Source organism: Acidimicrobiia bacterium, from assembly GCA_040878325.1.
Taxonomy (GTDB): domain Bacteria; phylum Actinomycetota; class Acidimicrobiia; order Spongiisociales; family UBA11373; genus JAUYIV01.
The window spans coordinates 1-16,875 of sequence record JBBDMM010000008.1 but is presented as its reverse complement, the minus strand read 5'-3'; the positions used below and the strand labels follow the sequence as shown (position 1 = coordinate 16,875).

Here is a 16,875-nt window from a genome sequence, read left to right as displayed (position 1 = left end):
AGGACGCTGCCCCCTCCGTCTGCCGGGCTTCCGCCCGGCAGCCACCTCCCCCGGAGGCCGGAGGAGGACGCTCTTGCTGGAGACTGGAGACTGGAGACTGGAGACTGGCGACTTAGATGACCTGGAACTTGTCGGCTGGTTCTGCGACGTGAAGCGAGTCGGACCAGCGGGTCCAGGGGCCGACGATGACCATGCCGACGACAGTGTCGCCGCCGCGGTCCTTGGCCTGATACAGCAGTTCGTCGGCGCCGGCGAGCATGGCATCCACCGAGCTCGGCGGGAAGCGGTACGAGGCGATGCCGACCGAACTGGTCATCGGGTGGCCGAGGGTCTCCTCGTCTTTCAGGATCTTGCGCACCCGGTCGACGACCACCATCGCCTCGCGAGCGTCGGTGTCGGGGAGGAGCAATACGAACTCGTCGCCGCCGATGCGGGCGAGGAGGTCGGTGCCTCGGATCGTCTCCGCGGCGGCCGCGGTGAACTCTTCGAGGATCCGGTCGCCGGCGGCATGGCCAAGTCGATCGTTTACCTGCTTGAAGTGGTCGAGGTCGAAGTAGGCGAGCGTCAGGGGCGAGCCGTCCCGTCCGGCGCGGAGGCGTTCCCGCTCGGCGACCAGCTCGAAAGCGCGGCGGTTCATCGACCCGGTCAGCGGGTCGACCATCGCCATCCGTCGCTGTTCGATTACCGCATGGCGCAGCGAGCCGATGGCGGTGGCGGCGAGCAGCAGCACCAGCAGTTGGGTCGACGAGTTCCACAGCGTGGCGACGGCGATGGTGCCATCGGCGACGACGGCGGCGAGCAGGCTCTCGGCGGCGGCCAGGACGGCGACCAGCATCCCGTGGCGGCGGGTGCCCAGCCAGGTGACGGCGACCACCGCCCCCAGGTACAGCACCGAGAACGAAAGTTCAGGTCCGGTCGCCCAGTCGGTGACGGCGATCAGGGCGACCAACACCGCCCCGATCAGCAGCGGGGCAGCGTTGGGAAAGCGGCGCACGATCGCCAGGCGAACCAGGCTGTGGTCGTCCGGCGGCAAGGAGAACTGTCTGCTCATGACTAGTCCATCGGCACTAGTCACCGGCGGGTTGAGTGGTGGTTTTCACGTCCTCCCCCGGCTTTCCGGGGGAGGTGGCGCCGCCGTTGCGGCGGTGACGGAGGGGGTGGGTCCTCCTCCGGTTTCCGGGGGAGGTGGCGAGCGAAGCGCGACGGAGGGGATGGCTGAGACCGGTGCGGGGGACTGGACCCGATCTGACCGCCCGCTGTGGGCGTGTCCCCCATCCCCAGGAACCCGAAGGGTTCCCGTACTTCCCCCGGAGGCCGGGGGAAGACGCCGCCGTCTGCTGCCATCTTCGGCCAACGGTTGCATACGACTCCCGGTACCGTTCACCTCCAATGCCTGCCCTCACCTTTCTGTTCACCGACATCGAGGGCTCGACGCGCCTGTGGGATCTGCACCCACAGGCGATGAAGAAGGCGCTGAGCGACCATGACGAGTTGATCCGTAAGGTCGTCGACGCCCACGGCGGGAAGGTGTTCAAGCACACCGGCGATGGGGCGCTCTCGGTGTTCGGGTCGGCGGCCGACTCGCTCGCTGCGGCGGCCGACGTGGCCCGTCGCTTCTCTGAGATGGTCCATCCCGATGTGGGGGCGCTCAAGGTTCGGATCGCGGTCCACACCGGTGAGGCGGAGGAGCGCGACGACGACTACTTCGGCCCTGCGCTCAACCGCACCTCCCGGCTGCTCTCCGTCGCTCACGGTGGCCAGGTGCTGGTGAGCCTGGTCACCGAGCGGATGGCGGGTGGTTCTGTGGGCGATGGAGTGGCCTTTCGCGATCTGGGTGAGCACCGGCTGCGCGACCTGGCCCGATCGGAGCAAATCTTCCAGATGGACATCGAGGGAGTGGCCGGCGACTTCCCGCCGCTGCGCACTCCCGATATGGTGCCCAACAACCTGCCCACCCTGGCCACGTCATTCGTTGGCCGTGACCAGGAGATGGAAGAGGTCAAGAAGCTGATCCGTGGCGCCCGGGTGCTCACTGTCACCGGGGTCGGCGGTGCAGGCAAGACCCGGCTGTCCATCCAGGCGGCGGTGGAACTGGTCGACGAATTCCCCGGCGGGACCTGGCTCGTCGAGCTTGGCGCCATCACCGATTCCGACCTCATCGACGCGACGGCCGCCGACGCCCTCGGCGTGGCTCAACCCCCCGGCCGGACCATTCGCCAGTCGATCATCGACCACCTCGCCGGACGCCAGGCGCTGCTGATCGTCGACAACTGTGAGCATCTGATCTCGGCGGCGGCCGAGTTCGTCGACGACGTCATTTCCGGCGCGCCGGAGGTCAAGGTCATGGCTACCAGCCGGGAACTGCTCGGGGTGAGCGGAGAGGTCGCCTACGGGATGCCGTCGCTGGCCATGCCTCGCAGAGGCGACACTCCGGACCTCGCGGAGTTGGTGCGCTACGACGCGGTGCGGCTCTTCCTGGAACGGGCTCAGGCCGGGCAGCCCAACTTCCACATGAACGACGCCATGGCGCCCGCGGTCACCGAGATCTGCCGGCGCCTCGACGGGATGCCGCTCGCCCTGGAGCTGGCGGCGGCGCGGCTGCGTACCTTCAGCCCCAAGCAGATTGCCGAGAACCTCGACCAGCGGTTCCGCCTCCTCACCGGGGGGAGCCGCACCGCCCTGCCCCGGCAGCAGACGCTGTCGGCGGCCATCGACTGGTCCTACCGGCTGCTGGACCCCCCGGAGCGGCGTCTCTTCGAGCGGCTTTCTGTCTTCCAGGGCGGGTTCACCCTCGAGGCCGTCGAAGACATCTGCACCGACGAGGGGTTGGATGTGCTCAGCGTCCTCGAGCTGCTCCCCTCGCTGGTCGACAAGTCGCTGGTGGCGGTCGACTCGGAGGGCGACGACGCCCGTTATCGCCTACTGGAGACCCTGCGGCAGTTCGCCCGAGACCGGCTCGACGAGTCGGGCGCCGCCGACGAGTTCCGCCGCCGACATGCCGGCTGGTTCCGGGACATGTCGGTCGAGGCGGGGAAAAACATCCGGGGGCCGCGCGAGCAGGAGTGGTGGCAGCGAATCGACACCGAGTTGGACAACCTGCGTCAGGCGATGACCTGGGCGATCGAAGGCGGAGAGCCGGCACTGGCGCTGGAGATTGCCGGGGGTTTCTGGCGCTTCTGGTGGTTCAAGGCCAGGTGGTCGGAGGGGGTGGGGTGGTTAGAACGAGCCGTCGAGGCGGCAGGCGAGAATGCTCCGATGCACGCACGGGCCCAGGGGCTCCTCGGACTTGGCACGCTCCTCATCAGCACCGAGCGCCACCTCGATTCGGTGCCGATGCTCGAGGAGTCGATCGAGCTCTACCGGCGCCTCGACGAGGAGGGCGCCGACCCATCCCTCTTGATGCACGGCTACTCAGCGGCGCTGATCAATCTCGGCGCCGAGATGGAGGGCCTCGGCGAGTACGACCGCGCCGGGGACCTGAACGAGCAGGCGCTCGAGGTGTCGCGGCGCATCGGGGATCCCGCCGGCCTCGCCGTCTCCCTCGGCAATCTCGCCGAGTCCGCCGGGCGCTCGGGCGACATCGAGGGCGCCCGGGAGAGGTTCAAGGATGCCATTGCCGCGTCGCGGGCTCTCCAGTCGGCTCAACGGCTCGTCGAGCAGTACTTCCAGGTGGGGTTCTTCGAGCTCTCTGCGGGCGAGCCGCAGCGCGCCCGGGAGGCGCTTCAGCAGGCCCTCGCTCAAGCTGAAGGCGGGGGTCTCGAAAACTACGTGCCGCAGTCCAGGGCATACCTGGCGTTCTGCGAGGCAGAGGCAGGAGACGATCTAGCCCTCGACCGGTATGTTGAGCACGCCCGTCGTTCGTTCGAGAACCCAGATGTGCGTGCCTTCGGTGCCGTGAGGGTGGTCAACCTCGTGTTCCGCGCCGTCGTCGATGCACGCCGCGGAGATCTCGATCATGCTGCCCGTTGCCTCGGTGCCGTCGGTGCCGAAGAGGAGGAGGGGAATGTCCTCTGGTGGGTCCTCGACGGTCTGCGCAATCAGGTCGGGGAGGCGATCGCTGCCGGCCTCGACACCGACCGGGCGGCGCAGGCTCGAGAGTCGGGCAGGACCCTCGATCTGGACGGGCGCGTCGACCTCATCACCGCTCCGGGCTGATCGCCACCCTTCCCGGTGCGCCCGGCCGCCGGTACCCTGGTGGGGTGGAGCGGATCAGAGTCGAGATCGACAAGGACTGGCTGTCGGTGGCCGACATCTGCGAATACATGGGGGTGTCGACCTTCGTCGTCACCCGGGTGCTGCGATCCGGTGAGCTCCCGGCCGTGAAGATGGGTCGGGAGTGGCGGATCTCGCGGATCGACTTCGAAGAGTGGCTCAACATCCAGCGGCTTTCTTCGATACTCGACAGCAAGAAGACCTCGTGACGGCCCCCACCACCACGCCGGTCGACGATCCGGTAGTCGACGACCTCGATCAGCCCGACCATCCCTGGCATGTAGTGGTGTGGAACGATCCGGTCAACCTGATGTCCTATGTGGTGTGGGTGTTCCGCAAACTCTTCGGCTATCCGGTGGAGAAAGCGACGCGGCTCATGCTGCAGGTGCATCACGACGGCCGTGCCATCGTCTCCAGTGGACCGCTCGAGAAGGTGGAACTCGACTGCCAGCGGCTCCACCACCACGGGCTGTGGGCCACCCTGGAAAAGACGTGAGCGTGCCCTTCGAACGCCACGGCGAATCGATCAAGGTGCGGCTGTCGGAGCCGGAGCGGGCGGCGATCTCGGGTCTTCCCGCGGTGATCGAGGAGGCCGGGGGAGCGGGAGGCCGGTTCGAATACCAGGTACACCCCGAAGATCCCGCCGCCGACCGGCGCTATCAGGAACTGGTGGGCGATCACCTGGGGAACTTGCGCGCCGCCGACCGTGAAGCGTTTGCGGCGGCCATCAACGCCCGGTCGTTGGACATCGAGCAGGCGGAGGCGCTGATGAGGGTCATTGGCGAGGGAAGGATCGTGCTGGCGATGCGCCTCGGAATCGAAGAGGATGGGTGGGAGGAGTCCGCCTCGGTCGAGGATCCCGAAGTGGCGATGCTCCACTACCTGGGTTATCTCCAAGAGTCGCTGGTCGGGGCGCTGAGCCCCTAGGCCCCCACCGCCGCCCTGGCGTCTGCCTGCTCGATGCCGAGGTAATCAGCCACCGCCAGATTCGTCACCGAACCTCCGGCCACGTTGATGCCGCCGATCAATTCGGGATGCCGCTGGATCGCTGCCTGGAGGCCGCCGGCAAGGGCCACCACATAGGGGAGGGTGGCGTTGGTGAGGGCGTAGGTGGCGGTATGGGGCACGGCACCGGGGATGTTGCCCACCGCGTAGTGGACCACTCCGCCCACGTCGTACACCGGGTTCGAGTGGGTGGTCTCCCGGGCAGTGGCGATACAGCCCCCCTGGTCGATGGAGATGTCGACGACCACGCTGCCGGGACGCATCTGGGCGACCATGTCTGCGGTCACGACGATCGGGGCACGGGCGCCGGGGATGAGCACCGCCCCGATCACCAGGTCGGAGGCGGCGACATGGTCTTCGATGGCAAGCACCGACGAGGTCACCGTGGTGACCCGGCCCCAGTTGAGCTCATCGAGGTGGCGCAGCGGGGCCACGTTGATGTCGAGCACCGCCACCTCGGCGCCCATGCCCGCGGCGATCATCGCCGAGTTCCTCCCGGCCATCCCGGCTCCGAGCACCGTCACCTTCGCCGGCGGCACGCCGGGAACGCCGCCGAGGAGCACCCCGCGGCCCCCTTTGGGACGCTCGAGATGGTGGGCTCCGGCCTGCACCGCCATCCGGCCGGCGATCTCACTCATCGGGGCCAACAGCGGAAGCGCGCCCGAGAGAAGTTGGACCGTCTCATAGGCGATGGCGGTGCACCCCGATGCGATCAGGCCTTTGGCCTCCTCGGGATATGCTGCCAGATGGAGGTAGGTGAACAGAACATGCCGCGGCCGGAGCATGGCGATCTCCGACGGCTGGGGCTCCTTGACCTTCACGATCATGTCGGCGCCCTCGAACACTGCCGCGGCGTCCGGCACGATTTCGGCGCCGACCGCCAGGTAGGCGTCGTCGTCGATGTAGGACCCCGAACCCGCCCCGGTCTGCACCAGGATGCGGTGACCGTGGGCGGCGAGTTCCCGCACCCCCACCGGGGTCATGGCAACGCGGTACTCCTCGGTCTTGATCTCCCGCGGCACCCCGACGATCAACCCGGCCTCCTTGGACTGCGCCCCACAGATTGCCACGAATGGGGCCTCGCTGTGGGCCTCGCTTTGCTCGGCCGCAATTCGCAATTGGCAATTCGCAATTCGACAGAACGCGTCGGACGGCCCGGACGCCTGCTTGTCTTGTCTTTGCTCTTGATTCTTGGCTCTTGACTCTGGCGGGTGGCGGGTGGCTGTTACTTGGGCCATAAACCCTCCGCTCAAACCGTCCGATACAGCCGGAATGGCTATTCGGGCGCGGCGTGATGAGCGCGGCGTGAACCAGACACGGGGAAGGCTCGCTGCCCTCACCTTGGGGGCGGGCGTGGCCATCGTCGTGGTGTTCGCCCTGGTGTTCTCGATTTCATTCGGCAGCCGCGCCGTGGCGGGACACGCCACCGCGCTCCACAACGCCGGGGAGGCGCTGCGCGCCGCCACGGTGGCACGATCGCAGGCGGGCATGGCCACCCACCTCAGCCTGCTCGAGCGGGACTTTCAGTTCGACGCCGGCGATGCCATCGACCTCGCCGTCGACGACGTTCGTTTGGCGATCGACGACCTGCAGTCGTCGCTCGAGGGCATGGTGAAGGCAACCGGGCGGGTGGATGCTTCGATCGAATCCTCGGCGGCGACCTTCCGGGTGACGGTGCTGACCATCCTCGAGGCGTTGGAGCAGGGCGACCTCGCCGGGGCCCAGGAGACCGCGGTGACGGCGCTGGACCGGGACTTTCGGTCCCTCGTGGGCACGGTGGTGGTGGAGCGCGACTTCCGCGCCGAGCAGGTGGCGGCCTCCAATGCTCTGATGGGCCGAATCGGCGACGTCGCCAGATTCCTTGTTGCATTCTTCGTGCCGACCTCGGCGATCGTGATCTACCGCGAACTCGCACGGCGGCAGCAGCGTCAGAGCGACCTCGAGATCCGCCTCGAGACCGAGAAGGAGTTGGGCAAGGCCCGGGATGAGTTCGTGGCCAACGCCTCCCACGAGCTCAGGACACCTTTGACATCGATCCTCGGTTTGGCGCATCTGCTCGAAGAGGACCCGCTCGTGGTCCAGTCGGGCACCGCCATCGAGATGACCGGGATGATCATCAGCGAAGCCAACGACCTCGCCCGGATGGTCGACGACCTTCTCACCACCGCCCGCCTCGACGCCGGCGCGCTCCACTACCAGTTCGAGAATCTCAACGTCCTCGACGAGGTGGCCGAAGTGGTCGGCCCGATCCGGAAGGCCGGTGTCGAGATCGGCGTTGCATGTGCCCCGGCCCTGGTCCGCTCCGACCGCCTCCGACTCCGCCAGGTGGTCCGCAACCTGCTGTCGAACGCCCGCAAGTACGGGGGGGCGAACATTCGGGTTTTCGGCCAGGTCGTCGCCGGCTGGTACGAGATCCGGGTCGAAGACGACGGGGACGGCATCCCCGACGAACTACGCGACCGCCTCTTCCAGCGGTTCCTCCACCAAGGCGAGATGCCGCTGGTGCTGGGATCGGTGGGCCTCGGACTCTCCATCGTGCGAGCCCTCGCCGAAGGAATGGGCGGCGCCGTCTGGTACGAACGCCGTGAAGGCTGGACCTCCTTCGTGATCCGCATCCCCCTCGCCAAAGCCGAAACCCCCACGATGTACCGAGAATCTGCCGACTCAGGAGTGCAAACCCGGGGCTGAGGAGGAGACGCGTTCGGCGCTCCGCCTTCCGCCTTCCGGATCGTCGTCGGGCCGCACGCTGTCTCAGCTACCCCTCCGTCTCGCCTCGCTCGCCACCTCCCCCGGAAGCCGGAGGAGGACCCGAGGGGTCCGGCGCGTTCTGGCCAATCGCTAATCGCGGCCGAGCACAGCGAGGCCCATAACTAGCCCCCTCTCGCATCGTCGTTTGTGTCTTTCCCTGCGCACTCGGGTGGCCTACCTTTCCCATTGTCATCATCAGGCGACGGGCACCGAGTGGGAGGTTTCGGGGGGGGGGGGGACCCCCCCCCCAACGCGTCCAGGGGTCCCGGGTGGCCGGTGACTAGTCCCTTTGCCGTCGCGAGGCATGAACCTTCGGTCGTATCTCGTTCCCGCCGAAGAAAACCCTATGGAATTGCGGCGGAAACGCTCGTATGAGGGCGCGGTCCGCGCTTCACGCCGTCGGGGACGCGCCGCGCGTCTCTTTCGGGTGATTGGCGCGGTCACCGCGGTGCTCACCGTGACGGTGTTGACCTTTACCGGCGGATCCGACGCGGACGCCGCCGGTGATGGGACCTATCGCGACGAACTCGATGTGGTGTCCTATTCGAACAGCAACGGCACGATCTCGTGGTCTTCGCATCCATGGGTGGAGATCGGGGAGTCCGATGGCCCCAGCGCCGGCTTCGTGGCGTTCAGTACGAAGCGATGCACCTCGGGGCCCTGCCTCTTGATCGAGGACGACAACCCTGCCGGGGTGATCGGCATCCACCGCCGCGTCGATGTGTCCGGCGCCGGATTGGCGACATTCACCTATGACTACCAGTTCGAGGGACTCCCCTCGTCGAGGACCGAGTTCTACGTCGAAATATCAGCGACCGGGTCGGCACCCTGGACTCGGCTTGCGACCTATCAGATCAGCACTTCCCACACTTCGCCCCAGGCGGCGTCGTTCGACATCTCGGCTCACATCTCGGCGGACACCACCATTCGCATTGTCTCGAACGGGACCGCCGACTCCGGCAGCGAGATCTACATCGACAACGTCGAAATCGAGGCCATCATCTCCGACGATCCGCCCACCTTCGACCAAGACCTCGGCGATCGCACCGACGCTGAGGGGGACGCCGTGTCGTTCAGCGCATCGGCCACCGATCCGCTCGGCGACGACCTCGCCTATTCGGCGACCGGGCTTCCTCCGGGCATCTCCATCGATCCCGACACCGGGCTGGTGTCAGGGACGATCGACCCCACCGCCGGCGCCGGCTCGCCCTACGCGGTCACCCTCACCGTCACCGACCCCGCCAACCAGACCGACGAGGACACCTTCACCTGGACCGTCACCGACGTGAACCGCCAGCCCACCGTCACCAGCCCCGGAGATCAGGCATCTGACGAGGGTGACGCGGTGAACCTGGCAATCGCCGGCTCCGACCCCGACGCCGACGACCTCACCTGGACGGCAACGGGCCTGCCGAATGGGCTCTCGATCGACCCCGACAGCGGCGTCGTGTCGGGAACGGTGGCGTTCGCCGCCGCCGCCGCTTCGCCCCACTCGGTGACGATTCGCGCCACCGACGACGGTTCGCCGGTGATGTTCGACGAGGTCGCCTTCACCTGGACGGTGACGAATGTGAATCGCCCCCCGCTCGTCACCGCTCCCACCGACCAGTCGTCCGCCGAGGGCGACACCATCTCGCTGGTGATCGGCGGCTCGGATCCCGACGGTGACGATGTCACCTGGACTGCCACCGGGTTGCCCACCGCGTTGACGATCGACGCCGACACGGGGGAGATCGCCGGCACCCTCGATTTCGGCGCGAGCAACGATTCGCCGTATGCAGTGACGGTGCGCGCCACCGACGACGGCGACCCGAGCGAGTTCACCGAAGTGGCCTTCACCTGGACAGTGAGCGACAACAACCGTGCTCCCATCGTCGGCAATCCGGGCGATCGCAACAACGACGAAGGCGACCCGGTGACCTTCGCCATGTCGGGATCCGACCCGGATGGTGACGACCTCACCTGGACAGCCACCAACCTGCCCGACGGGCTGGCGATCGACGCCGACAGCGGGATCATCTCGGGGACCATCACCTTCTTCGCCAACGCCGGGTCGCCCTACTCGACGACCGTACGCGCCACCGACGACGGGTCCCCGAACCAGTTCGCCGAAGTGGCGTTCACCTGGACGGTCGCCGACAACAACCGGGTGCCGCTGGTGACCAACCCGGGCGACCAGACGACCGCCGAGGGTGACCCGGTCTCCCTGCAGATGGACGGATCGGATCCCGACGGTGACGATCTCACCTGGGGCGCATTCGGCCTTCCGCTGGGCCTCGCCATCGACCCCGACAGCGGGCTCATTTCGGGTACCCCCACCTACGACGCCGCCGGCATCCATCCGGTGGCGGTGCGGGCCACTGACGATGGGTTCCCGGCGGCGTTCACTGAAGTCTCATTCACCTGGACGATCGACGACACCAACCGGGCGCCGGTGATGCAGTCGTCATCCAACCGGGCCGGGGCGGAAGGCGATTCGGTCAACCTGGCAATGGCAGCCACCGATCCCGATGGGGATGGACTGACCTGGTCGGCCACCGGGCTGCCCCCGGGGCTGACGATCGGGTCGTCGAGTGGGAACATCACGGGGACCATCGGCTACAACGCGTCGCCGGGCTCGCCGTACTCGGTGACCGTGCGGGCTACCGACGACGGGTCCCCCTCCCTCTCCGACGAGACCACCTTCACCTGGACGGTGGCGAATACCAATCGTGCCCCTACCGTGGCGAGCATCCCCAACCAGTCATCGGCCGAAGGCATGACCGTGGCGTTGCCGGTGTCCGGTCTTGATCCCGATGGCGACAACCTCACCTGGTCGGCAAGCGGACTCCCCCCGGGTTTGACCATCGACTCCGGTTCAGGAGAGGTCACGGGAACCCTCGGATTCACGGCTGCCGGCACCCACCCGGTGACGGTGCGCGCCACCGACGACGGGTCGCCCAGCCTCTTCACGGATCGCTCCTTCACCTGGACCGTTGCCAACACCAACCGGGCGCCCACCGTGCAGAACCCCGGTCCCCAGACCGACGATGAGGGCGACGCCGTCTCACTGTCGATGAGCGGATCCGACCCGGACGGCGACCGGCTCAGTTGGTCGGCCACCGGCCTCCCTCCGGGACTGGCGATCTCGCCGACGAGCGGGCTGATCAGCGGGACCCTCGGGTTCGCCCTCGCAGCGGAGTACTCGGTGACCGTGGTCGCCACCGACGACGGAACGCCCGCCCTCCAATCGCAGGTTTCCTTCACCTGGATGATCGGCGAAGTCAACCGGGCTCCGCAGATCGGGGTGTTGACGAATCGGTCGAGCCAGGCGGGGGCCAACGTGACCATCTTGCCGACGGCCGTCGACCCCGACGGTGATGGGCTGACCTGGTCGGCCACCGGGCTTCCGGGTGGCGCCGCGATCTCACCCTCGACCGGGGCCATCACCGGGGCGCCGACGACGCCCGGCACCTACAGCGTGACGGTCATGGTCACCGACGACGGTGCTCCGCCGGCTACCGACTTCGCCTCCTTCGCGTGGAGCGTCGAGGCGCCGGCAGGCTTTCCGGTCGGCTCGGCAGTTGCGACCCAGCAAGCCACGGTGGGCGTGTCGCTCGTGCTCGAGGTCGAGGCCGTTCACCCCGACGGATTGGACCTGACGTTCTCGGCCTCGGGGCTTCCCGATGGGCTGTCGATCGATAGCGCCACCGGCGTGATCGCAGGCACGCCGACCACTCCGCAGACGAGATACACCCTGGTGACGGTCACCGACGAGCGCGGTCAAGCGGTCGTCATCGGATTCGTCTGGATCGTGTTGCCCGTGGTGAACGAGCCCCCCGTGATCGTCGAGGATGTGATCATCGTCGCCTCCGACTCGGCGGGTCCTGGCGGAGTGGTGCTCGACGCAGTCGGCAACGACTACGACCCCGAGGGCGTCGCCTTGATCCTGGTGTCGGCGGGACCAGCCGAGATCGGGGAGGTCACGGTGGTCGATGGGATGGTCGTCTTCAGGGCGCCTTCGCATTGGCTGGGGACCGTCACCTTCCCCTACACGGTGACCGACGGCACGACCGCAGTGCAGGGCCGGGTCACCATCACGATCGACGAGGCACTCTCGACCCGGTTGGGGACGAGTGTCTTGGCCTGGGACCCCACCGGTCCGCCGCCGTCATTCTCCGAAGCGCCCCTGACTCCATCGAACAGCACCGAGGTCGTGCTCGGAACCCTCTTCCAGTCGTTGCACGTGCTCCGGGTACCGCTCGCCCTTCTCGGCGGCGCGGTGTTGTGGTCGCTCCTGTTCGGCGGACTCTTCAACCTCGGCCTTGTCGTCCGCGGAGGTGTGCCCCGGCTGGTGCGCCGCTCATCGCACACGTTCGCGGTGGTGATGGTGCCCCACGGCGGGAAAGTCGATGTGACCCGCGGCTCTGGTGAGGGGGATGTGGTCGCCCGGCTTCTAGCCACCGAACGCGGCCTCGAAGCGACCGGGCGACGGATCGACGTCGGTCAGGAGCAGTGGATCGAGATCCGAACTCAGTCGGGCAAGGGCTCGGTGCCGGCGTTCTTCGTCACCGAGGAAGTCGATCGGGCGGGTTTCGCCGAGGACGGCGAACCTCTCGCCATGGTGCGTGACTTCGTGTCGCGGTTGCGCGCCCGCACCGATTTCGGCGATCTCATTTCACGGTACGGACTCTTCGTTGCCCACCACGCCCCGCTCATTCACTTCCCCCCGCATCTGGTGCCATCGGTGATGGAGGACTCCGTAACCCATATCTGGAAGGGACGCAACCCTGCCTACCCGGACTTCGAAGGCACGTTCGATCTGGCGGTCGCGACCAGCGTCCTCGACGCCTATGACCACCCCGGACGGGAACTACGGGTCGACACCCCGGTGGTGCCGTCGACGGTCATCCCGGTGGAGTTCACCAACTTCCACTCCGTGTCGATCGGCGCCGACGTCCACGGCCCCGAACGACTCGAGCAGGCCGCCTGGCTCATCATGTTCAGCTACGAGGACGGGCATCCCAAGATCATTGGGCTGGTGCGCGAGGGGTGACCTTCGCGGTGCTCGGGCGGCGAAAAGCGAATCGGCCCGAGCTTCGCTCGGACCGGCGAAAGGCGATACCGCGCCGTAGGTCTGCTCGGACACGACCGGTACTGTTGATTCAATGACAACTGCATCGATCGTTCTGGCGGCTGGGGAGTCGCGTCGGCTGGGACGGCCGAAGCAGTTGATCCTCCTTCGAGGACGCCCGCTGCTGCAGATCGTCGTCGATGCCGTGGCGGCATGGCCTGCGGAGACGACCGTGGTGATCCTCGGGGCACACGCCGAGGAGATCCTCGAGGCGATCGACTTCGGCGACGCCGTCGTCGCTATCAACGAAGACTGGGGGGAGGGGATCGCCTCGTCGATCCGGGTGGGGTTCGACATCCTCTCGCGTGATTCGACGATGCACCGCGCCTTCGTGGCGCTCGGCGATCAGCCGGAGATCCCCGCCGATGTTCCGCAGCGACTGCTCGAAGCCGCCGAGTGGAGCGACCGACCGGCGATGGTTCCCGTGTACCGATATGAGCGCGCCAACCCGGTGCTCTTCGATCGACGGATTTGGCCGCGGCTGATGGCGCTCGAGGGTGACCACGGCGCATCCGACTTCCTCAGGTCGCATCCGGAGCTGGTGGAGGAGGTGCGCGTCGACCATGTGCCACCGCGCGACGTCGACACCGAGGAAGACGCGGCGGACCTCGGTGGCGATGCGCGTCGGAGCGGCCCGGGGTCGAGTGCGAATCGTTAGTGTTCGGCCCCCGGCGACCGACCGCCATCAAGACGATCGCCGACAAGGCGCCGAGCAAGCGAAAGGAGCGGGATGCCTTCCATCGACGCCATTGAGGGGATCACTCCGAAGCTCGCGACAAAGCTCCGCAAGGCGCGCATCCGAACCACGGAAGGTCTGCTCAAGAAGGGGGCAACCCGCTCCGGGCGGAAGGCGATCGCAACCGCGACAGGGCTCACGCCGGAACAGATACTCGGATGGGTGAACCGGGCCGACCTGATGCGGGTCAAGGGCATCGGCGAGGAGTACTCCGATCTCCTCGAAGAAGCCGGCGTCGACACGGTCAAGGAATTGAAGAACCGTAAACCCGCCCCCCTCCACGCAAAGTTGGTGGCGATCAACGAGAAGAGCCGTCTGGTGCGCCGCCTCCCCACCGAGCAGATGGTCTCCACCTGGATCGCCCACGCAATGAAGCTGCCGGCGGTAGTGAAGTATTAGAAGAGCCTCCAGCCTCCAGCCTCCAGCCTCCAGCCTCCAGCGATAGGTCGTCCGCCCTTCGGGCAGCCTCCCGCGATAGGCGATTGGCGATTGGCCAGAACGCGTTGGACTCGTTCCACGTGTCTGGCTCTGTCTTGATTCTTGATTCTTGTTGGGCTGGCGATGGATACGAGAAGAGGGGGGCCTTGCGGGCCCCCCTCTTCGCTACTTGTGCTGTCGGCTCAATCAGGCGTCGACGGTCTCGGCCTTTGCCTTGGGGGCGGCCTTCTTGACCGTGGCCTTCTTCGGGGCTTCGGCCTTCTCGGCGTCCTGGGGCTTGAAGTTGTCCCTCCAGTTGGACAGGACGTCCTCGAGCTGGTCGCGGAGCTTCTCGACCCGGCCCTGGATCTGCTCGAAGTCGACGCGATCCTTGATCTCGTCGACGACCTTGCCTTCACGCAGCTGCTGGGTGAGCTTCTCGCCCTCGACGACCCACGCCTCGAACTGCTTCTGGGCGCTCTTGCCCATCTTGCCGGACCAGTCGGCGATGGCCTTGCCGGCCACGACCGGGGCGCCGACCGCGGCGAGCGCGGCCTTCTTGCCGGTGTCGGCCAGGCCGCCCATCTTCTTGGCGGCGGTCTCTCTCATCTCAGTGGGACTCTTCATGATGTCTCCTCGTTGGGGCTCGTGACGAAGCTCCTGTAGATCTGCGTCAGAGCCTGCTTCTGGCGTTCAGTGAGCGTCAGGTCCGATCCGATGGCGTCTTCGACGGTCGGGGCATCCCTTCCCTCCAGCCACCCGGCGCGCTCGTACAGGGACTCCGCCGAAACGGAGAGGCCCCTGGCGATCCGCTTGACGATCTCGGCGGAGGGCTTTCGCAAACCGCGCTCGATCTGGCTCAGGTACGGGTTGGAGATGCCGGCTCGCTCCGCCAGCTTGCGGACGGAGATCGCGCTCCGCTCCCGCTGCTGCCTGATGAACGAACCCAGTTCGGATACCTTCGGCTTCATGTGGTAGCAATAGTATCACAGAGTGCTAGCAATTGCTAGCGGTAGTCCGCCACCCGCCTCCCGCAGGACTCGCCCTGGGCTCCCGAGGAAGGCGAAGGCCTTCCATTTCTCCGCCCGGAGGGGGGAGAACGGGAACCCAGAGGGTTCCTTGGGGGGCGCTCAGGCTGGATCCACTACTGGAAGCCTGGTCCCGTCTTGCGGAAGGCGGAGGGCGGAGGGCCACCTTCCGCGGGGTCGCGTTCGCATCATCGAGAGCGACTCACCGCCTCTGGCTGTAGCTGGAGCCGGAGCGGGAGCCGGTCCGGCCGGAGAATGGCTACTTCTCACTATCGTCCACTGTTCCAAGGAGACTTTGTTGACTGCCACTCGTGGTGACGACTCGACGATCATCGTTATGCGCCGCGATGCCACCGAGGCGCAGATCGAGCATGTCATCGAGCGGCTGCGTGACATCGGGGCCGAGGCGCATGTGTCCCGCGGCGAGTTACGGACTGTGATCGGCGCCGTGGGTGACCGCTCTGCCATCCAGCAGGTCCCGTGGGAGGCGTTTCCGGGCGTAGAGCGAGCCCTCCCCGTTCTCAAGCCGTACAAGTTCGTCAGCCGTGACCATCACCCCGCCGATTCGGTGGTCGACGTCGGTGGGGTGGCGGTGGGTGGCGGGGGAGTGACCGTGATCGCCGGACCCTGCGCGGTCGAGAGCCGCGAGCAGTTGTTCACCGCGGCGCAAGCAGTCGCCAAGGCAGGTGCCCGCATCCTCCGCGGCGATGCTTTCAAGCCCCGGTCGTCCCCCTACGCCTTCCAGGGCCTCGGTGAGAAGGGGCTCGAGTTGCTCGCCGAGGCCCGCGAGGAGTTCGGACTCCCCTTCGTGGCCGAAGTGCTCGACCCGCGCGATATTGAACTGGTGTCTGCCTACGCCGACCTGGTGCGGATCGGCGCCCGCAACATGTCGAACTTCTCCCTCCTCGCCGAGGCGGGCCGCCAGGACAAGCCGGTGCTCCTAAAGCGGGGAATGACGGCGACGGTGGAGGAGTGGCTCAACGCCGCCGAGTACGTCTACAAGGAGGGCAACCACCAGGTGATCCTCTGCGAGCGCGGCATCCGCACCTTCGAGACCCAGACTCGCAACACCCTCGACATCTCCGCGGTCCCCGTCGTCAAAGGGCTCTCGCACCTCCCCCTGCTCGTCGACCCCTCCCACTCCGGCGGTCGCAAGTCTCTGGTGCCGGCATTGACCCTTGCCGCGGTTGCCGCCGGAGCCGACGGAGTGATGATCGACGTCCACCCTTCACCCGAAACAGCCCAGGTCGACGGCCCCCAAGCCATCCTCCCCGAAGAATTCGCCGCCCTGATGGACCAGGTGAGGGCGGTGGCGGGGGCATTGGGGCGAGAGACCTAAGTCGCCAGTCCCCAGTCCCCAGTCTCCCGCAAGAGGGGGCCAGGCTCCTTGTTGCTCCATCGGTCTGAGCGCCCCCCTCCCCCCTTCGGGTGGAGAAACGAAACGGCGTGGTTCCGGGTGCTTGTTTCCTCCCCCGGAGGTGTTGGTTTGCGCGAGGGTGCCGACGGTTCATGGTTGGTTTCCGGTGTTGGGGATGATGATTTGGGCGGGTGGTTGGCCTTTGTGAAGCACCCCGGGTTTGGTAGCGGCTCTGATTCCACGGGAGGATGGAGTCATG

The 16,875-nt window shown here is 67.0% G+C and carries 13 protein-coding genes; 9 read left to right on the top strand and 4 right to left on the bottom strand.

Going from position 1 to position 16,875, the window contains the following annotated elements; translation table 11 throughout:
• Positions 1 to 112: 112 nt before the first annotated feature.
• Positions 113 to 1,051, bottom strand: a complete 939-nt coding sequence (locus WD184_04705; protein ID MEX0826033.1) for a GGDEF domain-containing protein — start codon at positions 1,049 to 1,051, stop codon at positions 113 to 115.
• A gap of 338 nt (positions 1,052 to 1,389) precedes the next feature.
• Between WD184_04705 and WD184_04700 the strand changes: the two genes are divergently transcribed.
• The 4 genes from WD184_04700 to WD184_04685 are packed head-to-tail and all read left to right on the top strand — an operon-like array spanning position 1,390 to position 5,139.
• Positions 1,390 to 4,155 carry a tetratricopeptide repeat protein gene (locus WD184_04700; protein ID MEX0826032.1) on the top strand — a complete coding sequence of 922 codons (2,766 nt, stop codon included), beginning with the start codon at positions 1,390 to 1,392 and terminating at the stop codon, positions 4,153 to 4,155.
• Positions 4,156 to 4,199: 44 nt separating this feature from the next.
• The gene (locus WD184_04695) at positions 4,200 to 4,421 is read left to right on the top strand and encodes a helix-turn-helix domain-containing protein (GenBank protein MEX0826031.1); all 222 of its coding nucleotides are present in this window, start codon (positions 4,200 to 4,202) and stop codon (positions 4,419 to 4,421) included.
• Positions 4,418 to 4,708, top strand: coding sequence for an ATP-dependent Clp protease adapter ClpS (clpS, locus tag WD184_04690; GenBank protein MEX0826030.1), 291 nt, complete (start codon positions 4,418 to 4,420; stop codon positions 4,706 to 4,708). The genes WD184_04695 and clpS overlap by 4 nt, the downstream gene beginning before the upstream one ends.
• Positions 4,705 to 5,139: a DUF2017 family protein gene (locus WD184_04685; GenBank protein ID MEX0826029.1), complete on the top strand. Its 435-nt coding sequence runs from the start codon at positions 4,705 to 4,707 to the stop codon at positions 5,137 to 5,139. Before clpS ends, WD184_04685 begins: the two co-directional genes overlap by 4 nt.
• Here the strand turns inward: WD184_04685 and ald are convergent.
• A complete protein-coding gene (gene ald, locus WD184_04680; GenBank protein MEX0826028.1) occupies positions 5,136 to 6,251 on the bottom strand; it encodes an alanine dehydrogenase in 1,116 nt (371 codons plus the stop codon). The two genes, WD184_04685 and ald, sit on opposite strands and share 4 nt — an antisense overlap.
• Before the next feature lie 271 nt (positions 6,252 to 6,522).
• On the opposite strand from ald, the gene WD184_04675 reads away from it, so the two are divergent.
• The 4 genes from WD184_04675 (at position 6,523) to WD184_04660 (ending at position 14,213) form a co-directional block, all read left to right on the top strand.
• A complete protein-coding gene (locus WD184_04675; protein ID MEX0826027.1) occupies positions 6,523 to 7,905 on the top strand; it encodes a HAMP domain-containing sensor histidine kinase in 1,383 nt (460 codons plus the stop codon).
• A gap of 412 nt (positions 7,906 to 8,317) precedes the next feature.
• Complete coding sequence (locus WD184_04670; protein ID MEX0826026.1) at positions 8,318 to 13,000, top strand: putative Ig domain-containing protein; 4,683 nt, start codon at positions 8,318 to 8,320, stop codon at positions 12,998 to 13,000.
• A 112-nt stretch (positions 13,001 to 13,112) separates the two neighbouring features.
• Positions 13,113 to 13,736: a nucleotidyltransferase family protein gene (locus WD184_04665; protein MEX0826025.1), complete on the top strand. Its 624-nt coding sequence runs from the start codon at positions 13,113 to 13,115 to the stop codon at positions 13,734 to 13,736.
• Between the two features lie 72 nt (positions 13,737 to 13,808).
• Positions 13,809 to 14,213: a DUF4332 domain-containing protein gene (locus WD184_04660; protein ID MEX0826024.1), complete on the top strand. Its 405-nt coding sequence runs from the start codon at positions 13,809 to 13,811 to the stop codon at positions 14,211 to 14,213.
• A 225-nt stretch (positions 14,214 to 14,438) separates the two neighbouring features.
• Here the strand turns inward: WD184_04660 and WD184_04655 are convergent, their stop codons facing one another.
• Positions 14,439 to 14,858 (bottom strand): hypothetical protein, encoded by a 420-nt coding sequence (locus WD184_04655; GenBank protein ID MEX0826023.1) that lies wholly within the window; start codon positions 14,856 to 14,858, stop codon positions 14,439 to 14,441.
• Positions 14,855 to 15,202, bottom strand: coding sequence for a helix-turn-helix transcriptional regulator (locus WD184_04650; protein ID MEX0826022.1), 348 nt, complete (start codon positions 15,200 to 15,202; stop codon positions 14,855 to 14,857). Before WD184_04650 ends, WD184_04655 begins: the two co-directional genes overlap by 4 nt.
• A gap of 355 nt (positions 15,203 to 15,557) precedes the next feature.
• Between WD184_04650 and aroF the strand changes: the two genes are divergently transcribed.
• A complete protein-coding gene (gene aroF / locus WD184_04645) occupies positions 15,558 to 16,598 on the top strand; it encodes a 3-deoxy-7-phosphoheptulonate synthase (protein MEX0826021.1) in 1,041 nt (346 codons plus the stop codon).
• Positions 16,599 to 16,875 lie beyond the last annotated feature (277 nt).

Excerpts from the sequence above, each read along its gene's own strand:
- WD184_04705 (MEX0826033.1), bottom strand. The coding sequence starts at position 1,051 with ATGAGCAGACAGTTCTCCTTGCCGCCGGACGACCACAGCCTGGTTCGC.
- WD184_04700 (MEX0826032.1), top strand. The coding sequence starts at position 1,390 with ATGCCTGCCCTCACCTTTCTGTTCACCGACATCGAGGGCTCGACGCGC.
- WD184_04665 (MEX0826025.1), top strand. The coding sequence starts at position 13,113 with ATGACAACTGCATCGATCGTTCTGGCGGCTGGGGAGTCGCGTCGGCTG.
- WD184_04660 (MEX0826024.1), top strand. The coding sequence starts at position 13,809 with ATGCCTTCCATCGACGCCATTGAGGGGATCACTCCGAAGCTCGCGACA.
- WD184_04655 (MEX0826023.1), bottom strand. The coding sequence starts at position 14,858 with ATGAAGAGTCCCACTGAGATGAGAGAGACCGCCGCCAAGAAGATGGGC.
- WD184_04650 (MEX0826022.1), bottom strand. The coding sequence starts at position 15,202 with ATGAAGCCGAAGGTATCCGAACTGGGTTCGTTCATCAGGCAGCAGCGG.